Source organism: Variovorax sp. SG517, assembly GCF_013376045.1.
GTDB lineage: Bacteria > Pseudomonadota > Gammaproteobacteria > Burkholderiales > Burkholderiaceae_C > Variovorax.
Genome location: NZ_JABMJG010000002.1, coordinates 708,061 through 723,011 on the forward strand (window position 1 = coordinate 708,061; position 14,951 = coordinate 723,011).

Below are 14,951 nucleotides of genomic sequence, written 5' to 3' on the forward strand. Positions count from 1 at the left end.
CCTGTGTCATTGGCCGCCGGGGCTGGTGTCAACCGACGACGTGCCGTAGAACGCGCGCACCGCGTCCACGAGGCGCGTGCGTTCGAATTCGGGATGCAGCCGGTAGCGCACCAGGTGTTCGCCCACGAAAAGCAGCGTCACCATCACGGGCGACAGCACATTGGCGAACAGCGACCAGTCGGAGAACGGCCGTGTGAGGTAGATGACGATCGAGGCCGCCACCATCACCGCGAAGAAGCCGGTCCAGATGCGCGTGAGCTGCGTGGTGTAGGAGAGCATGTGGCCGCGCAGCGGATGCACGCGCTGCGCGAACTGCGTGATCAGCGGCAGGCCCTTGCCGCGCAGCGTGGAGCCGAACCAGCCGCACAGCGCGCCGTTGATGGCCACGTGCTGCATCACGTACAGCCGGTTGGGGTCGCCCGCCTCACCCAGGAAGACGAGCGCGAAGCCTGCGATGCCGACCGCCACAGCGATGGCGACGCCCCAGCGGCCGAACCAGCTGCCGGCCAGGCCTATCGCGGCGAGCCAGAGCGGGCCGAGCAGCACCACCACTGCCCACGGCTGAGTCGCGTGGAACAGCGTCATCCAGTGGGAGAGGCCGGCATATGCGACCCCGGCCACCAGCAGGAGCGCTATTCGCCATCGGGACATGGGATCAGGTGGCGACGCGGTGCTCGGCCACGTGAGCCGCGAGCGTGCGCAGCGACTGGAAGATCTGCTGGTTGCGTTCGTCGTCCGAACGCAGCTGGAAGCCATAGCGGCGCGAGACCTCGAGCGCCACTTCGAGGATGTCGATCGAGTCGAGGCCCAGGCCTTCGCCGTACAGCGGCTCGGTGGGCACGATGTCCTCGGGGGCCACTTCGAGATTGAGCGCGTTCACGAGCAGCACGGCCAGCTCTTTTTCGATCGGCGACTGTTCGGAGGCATCGCCGTTGGCGGGAATGGGGGGCTGGGCAGTCGATGACAAAAAAACCTCCTAAAACTTATTCCTGAACCACCGTGCGGGCCGTGGATTATAGGAGTGCCGTCCAGGCCGGCCGCGAAGCCGCCTGCAGCGCAAATACGTACTCTTTCGACTTATTTCACCCTGTTGCACACCGTGGGCGGACCCCGGGATGAATCGGCCTGCGGACCGGGCCGGCCCGGAGGGAAGAACGAGTGTCGATTCACCCTAGACTACCCGCTTCGTTACGACCCGGAGCGCCCCATGGCCGACCCTCTTCTGATCGCACGGCACGACACCATCGAGTGCAACCTCCTTCCCGGCCTGGCCAATCGCCACGGCCTCATCACGGGCGCCACCGGTACCGGCAAGACCGTCACGCTGCAGACCATCGCGCAGAAGCTCTCCTCCATCGGCGTGCCGGTGTTCATGGCCGACGTCAAGGGCGACCTGACAGGCATCAGCCAGAAAGGCAGCATCGGCGACAAGCTGGCCGCCACGCTCAAGGAACGCGGCATCGAGCTGCCCGAGCCCGCAGCCTGCCCCGTCACGCTGTGGGACGTGTTCGGCGAACAGGGCCACCCGGTGCGCGCCACCATCTCCGACATGGGCCCGCTGCTGCTGGGCCGCATGCTCGACGTGAACGAAACCCAGGCCGGCGTACTGAACCTGGTGTTCAAGATCGCCGATGACAACGGCCTGCTGCTGCTCGACCTGAAGGACCTGCGCGCGATGCTGCAGTACGTGGGCGAGAACTCGAGCCAGTTCACTACCCAGTACGGCAACATCAGCGCCGCCAGCGTGGGCGCCATCCAGCGCGGGCTGCTGCAGATCGAGACCCAGGGCGGCGACAAGTTCTTCGGCGAGCCGATGCTCAACATCGCCGACTTCATGCAGACCGTGGGCGGCAAGGGCGTGGTGAACGTGCTCGCGGCCGACAAGCTCATGAACTCGCCGCGCCTGTACGCCACCTTCCTGCTGTGGATGCTGTCGGAACTCTTCGAGCAGCTGCCCGAAGTCGGCGACCCCGAGCAGCCCAAGCTGGCCTTCTTCTTCGACGAGGCCCACCTGCTGTTCAACGAGGCGCCCAAGGCGCTGGTGGAGCGCATCGAGCTGGTCGTGCGGCTGGTGCGCTCCAAGGGCGTCGGCGTGTACTTCGTCACCCAGAACCCGCTGGACATTCCCGACACGGTGCTGGCCCAGCTCGGCAACCGCGTGCAGCACGCACTGCGGGCCTTCACCCCGCGCGACCAGAAGGCAGTGAAGGCCGCCGCCAGCACCATGCGCCAGAAGCCGGGGCTGGACATCGAGACCGCCATCACCGAGCTTGCGGTCGGCGAGGCGCTGGTGAGCCTGCTCGACGAGAAGGGCCGCCCCAGCGTGACCGAGCGCGTGTTCGTGCTGCCGCCGGCCAGCCAGCTCGGCCCGATCACGCCCGAGCAGCGCAAGGCGCTGATCTCGGGCTCGCTCGTCGCCGGCGTCTACGAGAAGTCGGTGGACCGCGAATCGGCCTACGAGAAGCTCAAGGGCCGCGCCGAAAGCGCGCCCGACGCTCCTGCCTCCGCCGCGCCAGGCGCCAAGGGCAAGGCCGAGTCCTCGGGCTCCGGCATGGGAGGCATGCTCAACGACATGCTTTTCGGTACCACCGGCCCGCGCGGCGCCAAGCACGACGGCCTGGTGCAGACCATGGCCAAGTCGGCGGTGCGCACCATGGGCACTTCGGTGGGCAAGGAGATCCTGCGCGGCGTGCTGGGCGGAATCTTCGGCAGCAAGAAGCGCTGAGCCCCAAGGGCAGCGCCTGCCTGCCTACCAGCGCAGCAGGCGCGGCCCGAGCAGCGCTCCCACGAGCACCGGCACCGCGATCCCGCTCACGTACCAGACGGCAAGGAACGGCGCGGTCAGCTCCATGCAGTGCAGCGCATAGATCGAGGCCCCGACGCCGCCGGCCAGCGCACCAGCCGCCGCGCCCGCCAGCGCGGGCCGCGTGGGCGCCATGCCCTTGAGCGCCACCAGCGCGGCGGCGAACACCGGCAGCGCCATCAGCCCGATGCTCGCGGCGCAGATGCGCCACGAATGCCCCATCAGCGAAGGCATGCGCTGGTCGGCCGGCAGAGTGAACCACGCGATCGCCGCCAGCCCCCACACCCCGAGCACCGGCAGCGCGACACCCATCCAGGCATGCCGGGGCTTCACGCCCGGCCGCCCCAGCCGTTCGGCGGCCACGAAGCCCGCGGCCGCGATGCACAGCGGAAACAGCACCTTGACCCAGAACATCGGCCAGAACATGGCCTGCACGATGTCGTTGCGCACACCGTACGCGGCGAACAGGATCGCGAACGAGAACGGCAGCCCCAGCAGCACGGCCAGCCGGATGCGGTAGCTGGCGCGGCGCCGGCCACGCGGCACGGCCACTTCGCCGTTGGCGAGCATCGAGACCAGGTCGTCGGTCTTCATGCCGCCGCTCCCCAGTTGTTGCCGAAACGGGCGGCGAGCGCCTTCAGCCCGCGGTGGATGCCGACCTTGACGGCCGATTCCGACATGCCCGTCAGGCTCGCTGTCTCGGCCACCGAGCGGCCTTCGATCTTCACGTGCACGATGGGCAGGCGCTGGCGCTCGGGCAGCGTTTCGAGCAGGCCGCCCAGGTCGCGCTTCGCGTCGCTGGCCTCCTCGGCGGATTCGGCGAACACGGCGAGGTCGTCGTCCAGCGGCTCATGCAGGTCTTCGCGGGCCGACTTGGCGCGCAGCAGGTCGATCATCTTGTAGCGCGCGATGGCATGCACCCAGGCCGTCAGCGGCTGGTCGCTCTGGTAGGTGTGGCGCTGGTTGTGCATGGCGAGCAGGCATTCCTGGACAAGGTCTTCCACTTCATCGGGCCAGCCAAAGAGGCGCTTGCCCAGAAAGGCGCGCAGGTGCGCGCTGAGCCGCTGCAGGAAGTCGCGGTAGGCCTTCGCGTCGCCGTCGAGGCCGCGAAGGAACAGGCTGCGCAGCGCCGCTTCCGCGTCGCCCGGGTTCGTCCTGCTGCCTACGGTGTTTCGTTCCATCGGGCTGGCTGGTTACAGCCTTGTCGAAAAAGTTCTGACGGATTGTGCCGGGCCCGGGGGCGCCGGCATGGCTTCAAGGCTGCTTCAGGCACTGCTGGATGATCGGGCCGATTCGCGCCCCGACCTTTTCCTGGTCCTGCAGGTCGGCCACGGAGGTGTCCTTCATGACGCCGTCGGCCGCGCAGGTGCACAGCTTCTTGCGCTCTTCCTCCGACTTGTTCCCGCGCTCGCCCGCGCTCTTGACGCAGCTGCCGATGAAGCTCTCCCGGAAGCTGGCCTTGAAGGCGGTGTCGAAGCCTTCGGAGAAACCCTCCCTGGCCTTGTCGCAGGCGCTCAGGCCGAGCAGGCCCAGCGCGAGAAATACACAGGGAAGCACACGCATCGTTCTTTCCTCCATCGCATCCGGTCCGTACGTCCGTCCCGCGCATTGTTCCCCATTCGCGCGGCGGCGGCCGGATGCGCGGCGGTTCGCGCGTGGCGCGTTGCTTGCAAGCCGCACGCGTGATCGGTACATTGCATTTTTTGAGGGCCCCCAATGTCTGCTGACAGCACAACGATCCCTTCCGTCCCCGGCGGCGCCACGCCCCTTCCCCCACTCCACCCCTCCACGTCGACCGGCCACATCCGGCTGACCTCGCATGCCGGCGGCTTCGGCGCGCTGCCCATCCGATGGGGCGCGGCCACCGCGGCCGAGCGCGGGCCGGTGGTCGGGACCACCACCAAGCGGGCCCACCGCAACGTGATCGGCACGCACAGCGGCTCCTACAGCGTCTACCGCGCGCTCGCGGTGGCGGCCGGTGCGCTCAAGCGCGAGCACAAGGCCGATCTGACCAACACCGCGCCCACCGACACGATCGGGCCGTATCCGCAATGGAGCGAGCCGGGCCGCATCGTGTCGCTGGACCCGTGGGGCGCGCAGGTGGCGGAGGTGTTCGCCACCGAGCTTGCGGCGGGCTACGACATCCGCCCGACCATCGCGATCACCAAGGCGCACGTGATCCTGCCCGAGGTGATAGAGGCGCTGCAGAAAGGCCGCCTCAAGGCCGATGGCAAGTTCCTCACCGCCGGCGGCGCGGCCATGGTGACCAAGGCCGCCATCGAGCCCGTGTGGTACCTGCCCGAGGTGGCGCGCCGCTTCGGCTGCTCCGAGACCGACCTGCGCCGCACGCTCTTCGAGGAGACCGGCGGCATGTACCCGGAGCTGGTCACGCGGTCCGATCTCGAGGTGTTCCTGCCGCCCATCGGCGGGCAGACGCTCTACATCTTCGGCAACCCGCGCGACCTGGCGAACCCCGAGGTCGAGCTCACCGCGCGCATCCACGACGAGTGCAACGGCTCGGACGTGTTCGGCTCCGACATCTGCACCTGCCGCCCCTACCTCACGCACGCCATCGAGGAATGCATCCAGGGCGCGCAGCGCGGCGGCGTGGGCCTCATCGCCTATTCGCGCAAGGAAGGCCGCGCGCTGGGCGAGGTGACCAAGTTCCTGGTCTACAACGCGCGCAAGCGCCAGGTGGGCGGCGACACGGCCGACCAGTACTTCGCGCGCACCGAGTGCGTGGCCGGCGTGCAGGACATGCGCTTCCAGGAGCTGATGCCCGACGTCTTCCACTGGCTCGGCATCAAGAAGATCCATCGACTCGTGTCGATGAGCAACCTGAAATTCGACGCGATCACCGGCTCGGGCATCGAGATCGGCGAGCGCGTGAACATCCCCGACGAACTGATTCCCGCGGACGCCCGCGTCGAGATGGACGCCAAGATGGCGGCCGGCTACTTCACGCCAGGCCCGGTACCGGACGCAGAGGAACTGAAGAAGGCCAAAGGCCGAGGACTCAGCGAATGAACAGCAACCGAAACCACGACGACCCGAACCTGCCCGCAGACGGCTCCGGAAGCCTGCGGCCCGGCGGCGCGGGAGAGGTGGATCCGTCCATCGAATTCACCGCCGACACCGCCCACCCGGCAGGCGCGGCCACGCTGCTGCGCACCACCGCCGCCATCCGCGAGCGCGCCAACGCCTTGCTGGCGCGCGCGCGGCGCGGCGAGTCGCAGTGGTTCCGCATCGGCGGAGACGACGCACTCGAGGACGCGGCGCGCACCGTGGCCGAGGTCACGCGCGAACGCTATCCGTGGGACACCATCCCGTATCACAGCCGCTGGCGCCATTTCGAGGCCGGCGGCGTGAACCGCCTCGAGGAACTCGACAAGCTGCTCGGCAAGGTCGACGCACGCCAGCGCGCCAGCGCGCACATCGACCTGGTGCTGGTGAGCGTGCTGCTCGATGCCGGCGCCGGCCCCGGCTGGCACTACACCGAATCGGCCACCGGCCAGCGCTTCACGCGATCCGAAGGGCTGGGCGTGGCGAGCTTCCACGCGTTCACGAGCGGGCTCTTCTCGTCCAACCCCGATCGCCCCTTCCAGGTCGACGCGGCCGGCCTGCGCGGCCTGGTCACCGACCGGCTCGGCGACGCCTTCCAGGTGAGCGAGGTCAATCCGCTGGTCGGCCTCGCGGGCCGCACGGTGCTGCTGCGCCGGCTCGGCGAAGCCATGAGCGAGCAGCCGGAGACCTTCGGCGAAGAAGGCCGTCCCGCGGGCATGTTCGACGCCCTGGTGGCCCCGTTCGGCGCCGCCACGCCGCCCACCGCCGAGATCACGGCGCACCAGATCCTCTCGCTGCTGCTGGAGACGCTCTCGCGCATCTGGCCGGCGGCCAATGCTGTCGACAGCATCGCGGCCGACGGCAGCGACAGCCCCGGCGGCATCGGCTCGGGCGACCCCGCGCTGGCGCTGGGCGACTGCTGGCGCCACAGCGCCGTGCGCGGCCCCGGGCTCACCAACGGCTGGATGCCCTTCCACAAGCTCTCGCAGTGGCTCACCTACTCGCTGCTCGAACCCTTCGAATGGGCCGGCGTGAAGGTGCGCCAGCTCGACGCGCTCACCGCGCTGCCCGAATACCGCAACGGCGGCCTGCTGATCGACAGCGGCGTGATCGTGCCTAAAGACCCGGCCTTCCTCGCCCGCACCTGGAAGGTGAGCGACGAATTCATCGTCGAATGGCGCGCGCTCACGGTGGCGCTGCTCGACGAGGTCGCGCCGCGCGTGCGCAAGGTGCTCGACCGCACCGAGGAAGAGCTGCCACTGGCCTGCGTGCTCGAAGGCGGCACCTGGGCGGCGGGCCGGGCTCTGGCACAGCGCTTGCGAGACGGTGCGCCGCCTCTGCTGATCGAGAGCGACGGCACTGTCTTTTAGACTCGGGTGTTCCCCGTCTTCCAGCAACGCCACAAAGAATTCCAATGAGCAGCAACGTCCACCTCCTCGACCATCCCCTCATCCAGCACAAGCTCACGCTGATGCGCCGCAAGGACGCGTCCACCAACAGCTTCCGCCGGCTTCTCAACGAAATCAGCATGCTGATGGCCTATGAGGTCACGCGCGACATGCCGATGCAGGACATCGAGGTCGAGACCCCGCTGGAGACCATGCAGGCCAAGGTCATCGACGGCAAGAAGCTGGTGCTGGTGTCCATCCTGCGAGCCGGCACCGGCATCCTGGACGGCATGCTCACCGTGGTGCCCGGCGCGCGCGTGGGCCACATCGGCCTGTACCGCGACCCCAAGACGCTGACGGCCGTCGAGTACTACTTCAAGATGCCCGGCGAGATGGAGAACCGCGACGTGATCGTGGTCGACCCGATGCTGGCCACCGGCAACTCGGCCGTCGCGGCGGTCGAACGGCTGAAGGAACTGAACCCCAAGTCGATCAAGTTCGTCTGCCTGCTGACCTGCCCCGAAGGCGTCGCGACCATGCAGAAGGCCCATCCGGACGTGGCGATCTACACCGCGGCGATCGACCGGGAGTTGAACAGCCACGGCTACATCCTTCCGGGCCTGGGCGACGCGGGCGACCGTATCTTCGGGACGAAGTAAGGCTCGCCCCCCAGGCTGCGCGCACTTCGTGTCGCTTCGCCCACCCCCTACCGGGGGCAACACCTGAGGCCCGGCAGAGCCGGTTCCTCGGTGTTTCTGGAATGGGCCGCGGCAGAGTTAGCGCCGCGCCCTGTGGTCGGGCACGAGGATTGCAGCGCTAGTTCTTTCACTACCAATCGAATCGAGGAGAAGTACCGTGACCGCACGCCGTCAATTGATCATCCGTTCCGTCGCCGTTGCCGCAGCGCTTGCTGCGGTGGGCGCCCCGGGCCTTGCGCTCGCTCAGGCCAAGCTGAAGGTGGCGGCGGTGTACACCGTGCCGTTCGAGCAGCAATGGGTGGGCCGCATCCACAAGGCGCTGAAGGCGGCCGAGGCGCGCGGGGAGATCGAGTACAAGGCCACCGAGAACGTGAGCAACGCCGACTACGAGCGCGTGATGCGCGAATACGCCACGGCCGGCAACCAGCTGATCCTGGGCGAGGTGTTCGGCGTGGAGGCGGCGGCGCGCAAGGTGGCGAAGGACTTTCCGAAGGTGGCATTCCTGATGGGCTCGTCGCTCAAACCGCAGGCGCCCAACTTCAGCGTGTTCGACAACTACATCCAGGAGCCCGCCTACCTCAGCGGCATGGTGGCCGGCGGCATGACGAAGAGCAACCGCATCGGCATGGTCGGCGGCTTCCCGATTCCTGAGGTCAACCGGCTGATGAACGCCTTCATGGCCGGCGCGAAGGAAACGAATCCGAAGGTCGAGTTCAGCGTGAGCTTCATCAACAGCTGGTTCGACCCGCCGAAGGCCAAGGAAGCGGCCTTCGCCATGATCGACAAGGGCGCCGACGTGATGTACGCGGAGCGCTTCGGCGTTTCGGATGCGGCCAAGGAAAAGGGCAAGCTTGCTATCGGCAACGTGATCGACACCCAGAGCCAGTACCCCGACACGGTGGTCGCCTCGGCCCTTTGGAACTTCGAACCCGCGGCAGACCGAGCGATCAAGCTGGTGAAGGAAGGCAAGTTCGCCGCCGAGGACTACGGCCAGTACGCGCAGATGAAGCACAAGGGCTCCGAGCTCGCGCCGCTGGGCACCTTCGAGAAGAAGGTTCCGGCCGACATCGTCGCGAAGGTGAAGGCCAAGCAGGCGGACATCCTCTCGGGCAAGTTCACCGTGAAGGTCGACGACAGCCAGCCCAAGTCGACGGCAAAGTGAGGATGCCGATGACGACGACGATCCGCTGGCGTTCCATTCTCGCGGCCAGCGTATTGGCCTTCGGCCTGAGCGGCTGCGTGGGTGTCTACAAGGGCGGCGCCGTCGCCATCAACAGCAGCACCCGGCTCGACGACACGCCGCGCATCGCGGTGCTCTCGGCCTTCGAGCCCGAGCTGAAGCTGCTGCTCACGCGCCTGCAGGGCCCGGTGAAGCACAGCGTGAATGGGGTGGAGTTCACCACCGGCACGCTCGAAGGCAAGCCGGTGGTGCTGTTCCTGTCGGGCATCAGCATGACCAACGCGACGATGAACACGCAGCTGGCGCTCAACCGCTTCCGCGTGACCAGCATCGTGTTCAGCGGCATCGCGGGCGGCGTGAACCCGTCGCTGCACGTGGGCGACGTCACGGTGCCGGCGCAGTGGGGCCAGTACCTCGAAGTGCTGATGGCGCGCGAGACCTCGCCCGGCAAGTACACCGCCCCGCCCTTCATCACCGACGCGACGCTGCCCAACTTCGGCATGATGTTCCCGCGCCCGGTCGAGGTGCGCTCGGCGGCGCGGCCCGAGATCCACCGCAAGTTCTGGTTCGAGGCCGATCCGAAGATGCTCGAGGTGGCGCGCAGCATCCGCAACGTCGACCTGGCCAACTGCAGCGCCGGCAAGTGCCTGCCGCGCAAGCCGCAGCTGGTGGTGGGCGGCAACGGGGTCTCGGGACAGGCCTTCATGGACAACAAGGCCTACCGCGAGTACACCTACAAGACCTTCCAGGCCAACGTGCTCGACATGGAGACCGCGGCGGTGGGCATGGTCGCCTACAGCAACGGCGTGCCCTTCATCGCCTTCCGCTCGCTCAGCGACCTCGCGGGCGGCGGCGACGGCGAGAACGAGATGGGCACCTTCATGGGCATCGCGGCGGACAACTCCGCCAAGGTCATGCTGGCCTTCCTGGCCGCGTGGAAGTGACGGCGGCGCCTGGCGGCTTCATCCGACTCGTTCTGCTTCCGGGCATGGACGGCACCGGCGAACTCTTCGAGCCCCTGGCACAGGCCATGGGGCGGCGCGGCGCCATCGACGTCCTGCGCTACCCCGGCACCGAGCCGCTGGGCTATGACGAACTCGAACGGCTGGTCCGTGCACAGCTTCCTGCGGGTCAGCCCTTCGTACTGCTGGGCGAATCCTTCTCGGGCCCGCTGGCCATCTCCATCGCGGCAGCCCCGCCGCCGGGGCTGCGCGGGCTGATCCTGTGCTGCAGTTTTGCCCGACGCCCCGGACCGGGGCTGGCGCTGCTGCGCGGCGGCCTGCTCGAACTGTCGATGAAATTCCTGCACTCCGGCCTGATGCGCAGACCGATGCGCCGCATGCTGCTGGGCCGCTTCGCCACGCCGCGCCTTGCGGCCTTGCTGCAGGGTTCGCTGCGGCAGGTGTCGACCGCCGTCATGACGCGCCGCATGAAGGAAGTGCAGCGCGTGAACGTGGTCGACAAGCTTGCGCGGGTGCGCGTGCCCGCGATGTACCTTCAGGCCATGGAGGACCGCATCGTTCCCGACCAGGCCGCTCGTACCATCCAGCGTGCGCTGTCGGGCCTTCGCATCGTCCGGCTCGAAGGCCCGCACGGATTGCTGCAGGCCACGCCCATCGCCGCCGGCAATGCCATCGACAACTTTTGCCGCGAGCTCGGCAGTTCCGAGCCCGCCATCCCATGAACCCTCTTGTGCTCCGGCTCGGCGGCATCACCAAGCGCTTCGGCACCCTGGTGGCCAACGACGCCATTTCCCTCGACCTGCACGCAGGCGAGGTGCTGGCGCTCCTCGGCGAGAACGGCGCCGGAAAGTCGACGCTGATGTCGATCCTGTTCGGCCACTATGTCGCCGACGAAGGCAGCATCGAAGTCTTCGGCTCGCCGCTGCCGCCGGGCAATCCCAAGGCGGCACTCGCGGCGGGCGTTGGCATGGTCCACCAGCACTTCACGCTGGCCGACAACCTGAGCGTGCTCGACAACGTGATGATGGGCACCGAGCCGCTGTGGCGCCCGGTGTCGCGCCGCGCAGCCGCGCGCGAGCGGCTGCTCGACGTGGCAAGGCGCTTCGGCCTGCCGGTGCAGCCTGACGCGCTGGTCGGCAGCCTCTCGGTCGGCGAGCGCCAGCGCGTGGAAATCCTGAAGGCGCTGTATCGCGGCGCGCGCATCCTCATCCTCGACGAGCCGACCGCCGTGCTCACGCCGCAGGAGAGCGAGGCGCTGTTCGCCACGCTCGCGCAGATGGTGGCGCAGGGGCTGTCGGTGATCTTCATCAGCCACAAGCTCGACGAGGTGCTGCGCGTGTCGCACCGCATCGCCGTGCTGCGCGGCGGCAAGCTGGTGGCCGAGGCGCGCACTGCCGACACCACGCAGGCGCAGCTCGCGCTCTGGATGGTCGGGCACGCGGTGGAGGCGCCGAAGCGCCGGCCCGCGAAATCGGTGGGCGATGCCGTCTGCGTGCTCGACCACGTGAGCACCGCGGCCTCCGCCAAGGGCGACGGGCGCGACCGGCTGCGCGAGGTGTCGCTGACGCTGCGCGCGGGCGAGATCACCGCCATCGCCGGCGTATCGGGCAACGGACAGGTCGCGCTGGCCGAGCTGCTGTGCGGCACGCGCCGCGCGACCTCGGGCACGGCGCAGCTGATGGGCCGCGCGCTGCCGCCCTCGCCTGCCCGGCTGGTGCAGCGCGGCGTCGCGCGCATCCCCGAAGACCGGCACGCAATCGGCGTGGTCGGCGACCTGCCGGTATGGGAGAACGCGGTGTCGGAGCGGCTGCGCAGCCCCGTGTTCTCGCGCTGGTCGTGGCTCGTGAAACGCGCCACCGCCCGCCTCCATGCGCGGCGCATCGAAAAGGCGTTCGACGTGCGCGGAGCAGGCCTGATGGCGCCGGCCCGTTCGCTCTCGGGCGGGAACATGCAGAAACTGATTCTTGGACGCGCCCTGCTGGCGCCCGAACAACCGGAGCCCGATGCCGGCCAGGACAAGGCCGACAGGAAGCATCCCAACCGGGCCCCGCGCCTGATCGTCGCCCACCAGCCCACCTGGGGCCTGGACATCGGCGCTGTTGCCTACGTGCAGCAGCAGCTGATCGCCGCGCGCGACGCCGGCGCTGCCGTGCTGGTGATTTCCGACGACCTCGACGAAGTGCTCGCGCTGGGCGACCGCGTGGCCGTGATGCACGGCGGCCATCTGGGCGAGGCGCGCCCTGCGGCGGCATGGACGCGCGAGGCCATCGGACTGGCCATGGCCGGCGCGACAGCAACTCCCGCCAAGGGAGCCTCGTCATGATGCGGCTCGAGCGACGCCACGAGACTTCGCGCACGGCGCTGGTGCTCGCGCCCATCGGCGCGATCGTCTTCACGATGGCGATCAGCGCGCTGCTGGTGCTGTGGGCCGGCGCGCCGATCGGCCGCACCTATGCGCTGCTGCTGCAGGGCGGCTTCGGATCGGTGTTCGCGTGGAGCGAGACGCTGACGCGCGCGATCCCGCTGATCCTCACCGGGCTGGCAGCCACCGTCGCCTTCAAGGCGCGGCTCTTCAACATCGGTGCGGAAGGCCAGCTCTACGCCGGTGCGCTGGCCGCCGTCGCCGTGGGCGGCATGCACGGCGGCACCGGCTTCGAGCTGTCGCCGTGGCTGCTCTTCCCGCTGATGATGCTGGCCGCCGCCATTGCCGGCGCGCTGATGCTGCTGGGTCCGGCGCTCATGAAGAACCGGCTGGGCGTGGACGAAGTCGTCACCACGCTGCTGATCAACTTCATCGTGCTGCTGGGCGTGTCGGCGCTGCTCGACGGGCCGATGAAGGACCCGACCGCCATGGGCTGGCCGCAGAGCGTGTCGCTGCAGTCCGACCTGGAACTGGGCAAGCTCGTCGCGCAGACGCGGGTGCACACCGGCCTGCTGTGGGCGATGTCGCTGGCGGTGACGGTGTGGGCGATCTTCAAGTACACGGTGCTGGGCTTCGACATCCGCGCCGTGGGCGCGAACGCGCGCGCCGCCGCCTTCGCGGGCGTGCCGGTGACGCGCACGGTGGTGATGGTGGCGCTGCTCTCGGGCGCGCTGGCGGGCCTGGCCGGCGCCATCGAGGTGGCGGGCCGCACCAGCTACGTCACGCTCGACATGTCGCCGGGCTACGGCTACACCGGCATCGTGATCGCGATGCTGGCGGGGCTGCATCCGCTGGGCGTGATCGCCGCCGCGGTGTTCGTGGCGGGCATGCTGGTCGGCGCCGACACCATGAGCCGCGCGGTGGGCGTGCCGACCTACATCGCCGACGTGATCGTCGCGGCCTCGCTGATCGCGGTGCTGGTGGCCACGCTGCTCACGCAATACCGGGTGAGGATGACGAAATGAGCGATCTCCTCGACATTCTTTCCAACGCTTCCTTCTGGGTCGCGGTGCTGCGCATCGCCACGCCGCTCATCCTGGGCACGCTCGGCGTGCTGCTGTGCGAGCGCGCGGGCGTGCTCAACCTCGGCATCGAGGGAATCATGGTCGCGGGCGCCTTCACCGGCTGGCTCGCGGTGTATGCCGGCGCGCCGCTGTGGGTGGGCGTGGGCGTGGCCGCGCTCGCGGGCATGGTGTTCGGGCTGCTGCATGCCTTTCTGACCGTGGGGCTGGCGCTCTCGCAGCACGTGTCGGGGCTGGGCATCACGCTGCTGGCGACCGCGCTGAGCTACTTCGGCTATCGCGTGAGCTTTCCGAAGGTGAACACGCCGCCCACCATCACGCCCTTCGCACCGATGGACTGGCTGCCCATTCCGATCCTCAACGCGCAGACCGCGCTCACGCTGTTCGCGCTGCTGCTGGTGCCGGTGGTGGGCTGGGTGCTGTACCGCACGCCGCTGGGCCTCGCGTTGCGCATGGCCGGCGAGAACCCTCAGGCGGCCGAGAGCCAGGGCGTGTCGGTCGCGGCCACCCGCACCGGCGCCATCGTCGCGGGCTCCGCGCTGATGGGCATGGCGGGCTCCTTCCTCACGCTGTCGGCCTTCAACGCCTTCTTCTTCAACATGGTGAACGGACGCGGCTGGATCTGCGTGGCGCTGGTGGTGTTCGCCTCGTGGCGGCCGGGCAAGGCCCTGCTGGGCGCGCTGCTGTTCGCCTTCTTCGATGCGCTTCAGCTTCGGCTGCAACAATCGGGCGACGCCGTGCTGCCCTACCAGATCTACCTGATGCTGCCCTACCTGCTGTCGATCCTGGCGCTGGTGCTGGTGGCACGCAAGGCAAGCTACCCGCAGGCGCTGATGAAACCGTACCGCAAGGGGGAACGCTGATGACCACCAGGACCGCCAACGCCGCGCGAGGCGCCCTGCTCTCGGCATTGCTGGCTCTGCTGGCAATGGGCGGCAACGGCGCCCGCGCGCTCGGCATGAACTACGGCTACGAGGCCTTCAGCACCGCCGACGCCGTGACCTGGGTGCAGATGTGCGGCACCTGGGGCAAGGACCACCAGGGCACCTACCGCGTGGTGCACGCCGAGCAGTACGCGCAGTCGTTCCTCTACGTGCAGTGGATGAGCCGCGACGCCAACGGCAGCCTGCGCGCGGAGCACACGGTCGCCATCGCCGAGCTGGACAACGACCACGCGGAAATCTCCCTGTCCGACCTCACCTGCCGCGCCACGCCGCGCGGCATCGTCGTCACGGCAAAGGCCGATTCGGGGCACGACGAGAAGCTGCGCCGCGTGACCATCGAGGTCGGGCCTGCACCGGGGCAATACCGGTATCGGGCGCAGAACACGCGCTGAGACGCCGGCATCCGGACAGCGACACGAACCTTCCACCAGAACAACTGCCGGGCGCTCCGCCAGGGGCGCGCTGAACA

At 68.7% G+C, this 14,951-nt stretch carries 16 protein-coding genes; 11 read left to right on the plus strand and 5 right to left on the minus strand.

The window, feature by feature from the left end; translation table 11 throughout:
* Positions 1 to 6 precede the first annotated feature (6 nt).
* The gene (locus FHT32_RS08760; protein ID WP_176664234.1) at positions 7 to 651 is read right to left on the minus strand and encodes a hypothetical protein; all 645 of its coding nucleotides are present in this window, start codon (positions 649 to 651) and stop codon (positions 7 to 9) included.
* 4 nt (positions 652 to 655) lie between these two features.
* Positions 656 to 967: a phosphopantetheine-binding protein gene (locus tag FHT32_RS08765; protein WP_126181925.1), complete on the minus strand. Its 312-nt coding sequence runs from the start codon at positions 965 to 967 to the stop codon at positions 656 to 658.
* A 240-nt stretch (positions 968 to 1,207) separates the two neighbouring features.
* Between FHT32_RS08765 and FHT32_RS08770 the strand changes: the two genes are divergently transcribed.
* A complete protein-coding gene (locus FHT32_RS08770) occupies positions 1,208 to 2,725 on the plus strand; it encodes a helicase HerA-like domain-containing protein (protein ID WP_176664235.1) in 1,518 nt (505 codons plus the stop codon).
* A gap of 24 nt (positions 2,726 to 2,749) precedes the next feature.
* Here FHT32_RS08770 and FHT32_RS08775 read toward each other — a convergent pair whose 3' ends face one another.
* The 3 genes from FHT32_RS08775 to FHT32_RS08785 form a co-directional block, all read right to left on the minus strand.
* Positions 2,750 to 3,397 (minus strand): NrsF family protein, encoded by a 648-nt coding sequence (locus FHT32_RS08775; protein ID WP_176664236.1) that lies wholly within the window; start codon positions 3,395 to 3,397, stop codon positions 2,750 to 2,752.
* Positions 3,394 to 3,984, minus strand: coding sequence for a sigma-70 family RNA polymerase sigma factor (locus FHT32_RS08780; RefSeq protein ID WP_176664237.1), 591 nt, complete (start codon positions 3,982 to 3,984; stop codon positions 3,394 to 3,396). The genes FHT32_RS08775 and FHT32_RS08780 overlap by 4 nt, the downstream gene beginning before the upstream one ends.
* A 73-nt stretch (positions 3,985 to 4,057) precedes the next feature.
* Positions 4,058 to 4,366, minus strand: coding sequence for a hypothetical protein (locus FHT32_RS08785; protein WP_176664238.1), 309 nt, complete (start codon positions 4,364 to 4,366; stop codon positions 4,058 to 4,060).
* Between the two features lie 153 nt (positions 4,367 to 4,519).
* Between FHT32_RS08785 and FHT32_RS08790 the strand changes: the two genes are divergently transcribed.
* The 10 genes from FHT32_RS08790 to FHT32_RS08835 all read left to right on the plus strand — a co-directional run bounded on the left by FHT32_RS08790 (position 4,520) and on the right by FHT32_RS08835 (position 14,874).
* A complete protein-coding gene (locus tag FHT32_RS08790) occupies positions 4,520 to 5,830 on the plus strand; it encodes a GTP cyclohydrolase II (protein ID WP_218088127.1) in 1,311 nt (436 codons plus the stop codon).
* Positions 5,827 to 7,236: a URC4/urg3 family protein gene (locus FHT32_RS08795; protein WP_176664239.1), complete on the plus strand. Its 1,410-nt coding sequence runs from the start codon at positions 5,827 to 5,829 to the stop codon at positions 7,234 to 7,236. The genes FHT32_RS08790 and FHT32_RS08795 overlap by 4 nt, the downstream gene beginning before the upstream one ends.
* Positions 7,237 to 7,280: 44 nt before the next feature.
* Positions 7,281 to 7,913, plus strand: coding sequence for a uracil phosphoribosyltransferase (gene upp / locus FHT32_RS08800; protein ID WP_093194973.1), 633 nt, complete (start codon positions 7,281 to 7,283; stop codon positions 7,911 to 7,913).
* A 196-nt stretch (positions 7,914 to 8,109) separates the two neighbouring features.
* Positions 8,110 to 9,114 (plus strand): BMP family protein, encoded by a 1,005-nt coding sequence (locus FHT32_RS08805; RefSeq protein WP_176664240.1) that lies wholly within the window; start codon positions 8,110 to 8,112, stop codon positions 9,112 to 9,114.
* Between the two features lie 8 nt (positions 9,115 to 9,122).
* Positions 9,123 to 10,076 (plus strand): 5'-methylthioadenosine/S-adenosylhomocysteine nucleosidase, encoded by a 954-nt coding sequence (locus FHT32_RS08810; protein ID WP_176664241.1) that lies wholly within the window; start codon positions 9,123 to 9,125, stop codon positions 10,074 to 10,076.
* Between the two features lie 44 nt (positions 10,077 to 10,120).
* Positions 10,121 to 10,816 (plus strand): alpha/beta fold hydrolase, encoded by a 696-nt coding sequence (locus FHT32_RS08815; RefSeq protein WP_218088128.1) that lies wholly within the window; start codon positions 10,121 to 10,123, stop codon positions 10,814 to 10,816.
* Positions 10,813 to 12,417 (plus strand): ABC transporter ATP-binding protein, encoded by a 1,605-nt coding sequence (locus FHT32_RS08820; protein ID WP_176664243.1) that lies wholly within the window; start codon positions 10,813 to 10,815, stop codon positions 12,415 to 12,417. The genes FHT32_RS08815 and FHT32_RS08820 overlap by 4 nt, the downstream gene beginning before the upstream one ends.
* Positions 12,417 to 13,481: an ABC transporter permease gene (locus FHT32_RS08825; protein ID WP_176664380.1), complete on the plus strand. Its 1,065-nt coding sequence runs from the start codon at positions 12,417 to 12,419 to the stop codon at positions 13,479 to 13,481. Before FHT32_RS08820 ends, FHT32_RS08825 begins: the two co-directional genes overlap by 1 nt.
* Entirely contained in the window at positions 13,478 to 14,401 is a 924-nt protein-coding gene (locus FHT32_RS08830; RefSeq protein ID WP_176664244.1) for an ABC transporter permease, read from the plus strand. Before FHT32_RS08825 ends, FHT32_RS08830 begins: the two co-directional genes overlap by 4 nt.
* On the plus strand, positions 14,401 to 14,874 hold the full coding sequence (locus FHT32_RS08835; protein WP_176664245.1) for a hypothetical protein: 474 nt from the start codon (positions 14,401 to 14,403) through the stop codon (positions 14,872 to 14,874). The genes FHT32_RS08830 and FHT32_RS08835 overlap by 1 nt, the downstream gene beginning before the upstream one ends.
* The last annotated feature ends 77 nt before the right edge of the window (positions 14,875 to 14,951 follow it).

Coding starts and splice junctions, on each gene's coding strand:
- FHT32_RS08810 (WP_176664241.1), top strand. CDS start 9,123: ATGACGACGACGATCCGCTGGCGTTCCATTCTCGCGGCCAGCGTATTG.
- FHT32_RS08780 (WP_176664237.1), bottom strand. CDS start 3,984: ATGGAACGAAACACCGTAGGCAGCAGGACGAACCCGGGCGACGCGGAA.
- FHT32_RS08820 (WP_176664243.1), top strand. CDS start 10,813: ATGAACCCTCTTGTGCTCCGGCTCGGCGGCATCACCAAGCGCTTCGGC.
- FHT32_RS08775 (WP_176664236.1), bottom strand. CDS start 3,397: ATGAAGACCGACGACCTGGTCTCGATGCTCGCCAACGGCGAAGTGGCC.
- FHT32_RS08830 (WP_176664244.1), top strand. CDS start 13,478: ATGAGCGATCTCCTCGACATTCTTTCCAACGCTTCCTTCTGGGTCGCG.
- FHT32_RS08815 (WP_218088128.1), top strand. CDS start 10,121: ATGGACGGCACCGGCGAACTCTTCGAGCCCCTGGCACAGGCCATGGGG.
- FHT32_RS08760 (WP_176664234.1), bottom strand. CDS start 651: ATGTCCCGATGGCGAATAGCGCTCCTGCTGGTGGCCGGGGTCGCATAT.
- upp (WP_093194973.1), top strand. CDS start 7,281: ATGAGCAGCAACGTCCACCTCCTCGACCATCCCCTCATCCAGCACAAG.
- FHT32_RS08835 (WP_176664245.1), top strand. CDS start 14,401: ATGACCACCAGGACCGCCAACGCCGCGCGAGGCGCCCTGCTCTCGGCA.
- FHT32_RS08790 (WP_218088127.1), top strand. CDS start 4,520: ATGTCTGCTGACAGCACAACGATCCCTTCCGTCCCCGGCGGCGCCACG.
- FHT32_RS08770 (WP_176664235.1), top strand. CDS start 1,208: ATGGCCGACCCTCTTCTGATCGCACGGCACGACACCATCGAGTGCAAC.
- FHT32_RS08795 (WP_176664239.1), top strand. CDS start 5,827: ATGAACAGCAACCGAAACCACGACGACCCGAACCTGCCCGCAGACGGC.
- FHT32_RS08825 (WP_176664380.1), top strand. CDS start 12,417: ATGCGGCTCGAGCGACGCCACGAGACTTCGCGCACGGCGCTGGTGCTC.
- FHT32_RS08785 (WP_176664238.1), bottom strand. CDS start 4,366: ATGCGTGTGCTTCCCTGTGTATTTCTCGCGCTGGGCCTGCTCGGCCTG.